Source organism: Frankia sp. BMG5.23 (assembly GCF_000685765.2).
Taxonomy (GTDB): domain Bacteria; phylum Actinomycetota; class Actinomycetes; order Frankiales; family Frankiaceae; genus Frankia; species Frankia casuarinae.
In genome coordinates this window covers 1-2,500 of the sequence record NZ_JDWE01000128.1, presented here as the reverse complement: position 1 = coordinate 2,500, position 2,500 = coordinate 1, and the positions used below count along the sequence as shown (strand labels likewise).

Here is a 2,500-nt window from a genome sequence, read left to right as displayed (position 1 = left end):
TGGGGTGAAGTCGTAACAAGGTAACCGTAGGGGAACCTGCGGTTGGATCACCTCCTTACCTAAAGATATTNTGAATACGTTCCCGGGTCTTGTACACACCGCCCGTCACACCATGGGAGTGGGTTTTGCCAGAAGTAGGTAGCCTAACCGTAAGGAGGGCGCTTACCACGGCAGGATTCATGACTGGGGTGAAGTCGTAACAAGGTAGCCGTAGGGGAACCTGCGGCTGGATCACCTCCTTTCTAGAGCATGCACTGGAAGTTGAGTGTTCACGCTTATCGGTTGTTGACTGCGTAGATCTAAGTCGGGTCTATAGCTCAGTTGGTTAGAGCACCGTCTTGATAAGGCGGGGGTCGATGGTTCGAGTCCATCTAGACCCACCAAGCTTTTTAACCACTGCGTGACAGACTCAAGTGGTGGTAAGTCGGCTTGATTGGGGGATTAGCTCAGCTGGGAGAGCACCTGCTTTGCAAGCAGGGGGTCGTCGGTTCGATCCCGTCATCCTCCACCAAAAACCTTAGATCGCATCGATGTCAGTCAAAAGCGCTTTACGTCTGTAGTAAATCCCCTGTGATGAATTACAAGCTAAGTGAATGCTTTTGAATGACAGCAATGTCATGCAGTTTATGTTCTTTAACAATTTGGAAGAAGAAGTAGTACAACGGAAGCGCGTTAGAGATGGCGCGTGGAAATTGTACGGGTTGTGATTGTATCAACCAGTATTTAAGTGATCGAAAGATGACTTGGAATACGGCACAACGCTAATACTCAACCTATGAAGAATGTGTCGAAAGACGCACTCGTTATAGGGTCAAGCGAATAAGTGCATGTGGTGGATGCCTTGGCGATTACAGGCGATGAAGGACGCGATAGCCTGCGAAAAGTTGTGGGGAGCTGGCAAATAAGCATTGATCCACAAATGTCCGAATGGGGAAACCCGGCCTTTTAGGTCATCCTAGACTGAATACATAGGTCTAGCGAAGCGAACGCGGCGAACTGAAACATCTAAGTAGCTGCAGGAAAAGAAATCAACCGAGATTCCCAAAGTAGTGGCGAGCGAAATGGGACCAGCCTTCAAGATTTAGCACCGGTGTTATCAAAACGGAATGGAAAGTCCGGCCATAGTGGGTGATAGCCCCGTATGAGAAAACCCTGGTGTGGAACTAAGCTTGAGAAAAGTAGGGCGGGACACGTGAAATCCTGTCTGAAGATGGGGGGACCATCCTCCAAGGCTAAATACTCGTAATCGACCGATAGTGAACCAGTACCGTGAGGGAAAGGCGAAAAGAACCCCGGGAGGGGAGTGAAATAGATCCTGAAACCGCATGCATACAAACAGTCGGAGCCTCGTAAGGGGTGACGGCGTACCTTTTGTATAATGGGTCAGCGACTTACATTCAGTGGCGAGCTTAACCGAATAGGGAAGGCGTAGCGAAAGCGAGTCCGAATAGGGCGTTCAGTCGCTGGGTGTAGACCCGAAACCAAGTGATCTATCCATGGCCAGGTTGAAGGTGCGGTAACACGTACTGGAGGACCGAACCCACTAACGTTGAAAAGTTAGGGGATGAGCTGTGGATAGGGGTGAAAGGCTAAACAAACTTGGAAATAGCTGGTTCTCTCCGAAAACTATTTAGGTAGTGCCTCGTGTATCACCTTCGGGGGTAGAGCACTGTCATGGTTGAGGGGTCCATTGCGGATTACCTCGCCATAGCAAACTCCGAATACCGAAGAGTGCAATCACGGGAGACAGACATCGGGTGCTAACGTCCGGTGTCAAGAGGGAAACAACCCAGACCGCCAGCTAAGGTCCCTAAATATTGCTAAGTGGGAAACGAAGTGGGAAGGCTAAAACAGTCAGGAGGTTGGCTTAGAAGCAGCCACCCTTTAAAGAAAGCGTAATAGCTCACTGATCGAGTCGTCCTGCGCGGAAGATGTAACGGGGCTAAGCAATATACCGAAGCTGCGGATGCGAGCTTGCTCGCATGGTAGGAGAGCGTTCTGTAAGCCTGTGAAGGTGTCTTGTAAAGGATGCTGGAGGTATCAGAAGTGCGAATGCTGACATGAGTAGCGATAAAGGGGGTGAAAGGCCCCCTCGCCGTAAGCCCAAGGTTTCCTACGCAACGTTCATCGGCGTAGGGTGAGTCGGCCCCTAAGGCGAGGCAGAGATGCGTAGCTGATGGGAAGCAGGTTAATATTCCTGCACCGTCGTATGATGCGATGGGGGGACGGATCGCGGAAGGTTGTCCGGGTGTTGGAAGTCCCGGTCCCTGCAGTGGAGAAGGCGCTTAGGCAAATCCGGGCGCGTAATTCAAGGCTGTGGGGCGAGCGAACTTGTTCGCGAAGCAATTGGAAGTGGTTCCAAGAAAAGCCTCTAAGCTTCAGTCATACGAGACCGTACCGCAAACCGACACAGGTGGGCGAGATGAGTATTCTAAGGCGCTTGAGAGAACTCGGGAGAAGGAACTCGGCAAATTGGTACCGTAACTTCGGGATAAGGTAC

At 51.0% G+C, this 2,500-nt stretch carries 2 tRNA genes and 2 rRNA genes (1 of these 4 cut by a window edge); all 4 read left to right on the top strand.

Annotation, left to right across the window (positions count from 1 at the left end):
- Nucleotides 1-58: ribosomal RNA gene (locus BMG523DRAFT_RS21975) — 16S ribosomal RNA — on the top strand; its annotated part reaches 1,013 nt to the left of the window's first position; the annotation flags it as partial.
- Between the two features lie 248 nt (nt 59-306).
- Nucleotides 307-383: transfer RNA gene (locus tag BMG523DRAFT_RS21970), tRNA-Ile, on the top strand.
- 52 nt (nt 384-435) lie between these two features.
- Nucleotides 436-511, top strand: a tRNA-Ala gene (locus BMG523DRAFT_RS21965).
- 298 nt (nt 512-809) lie between these two features.
- Nucleotides 810-2,500 (top strand): 23S ribosomal RNA (locus tag BMG523DRAFT_RS21960); the annotation flags it as partial.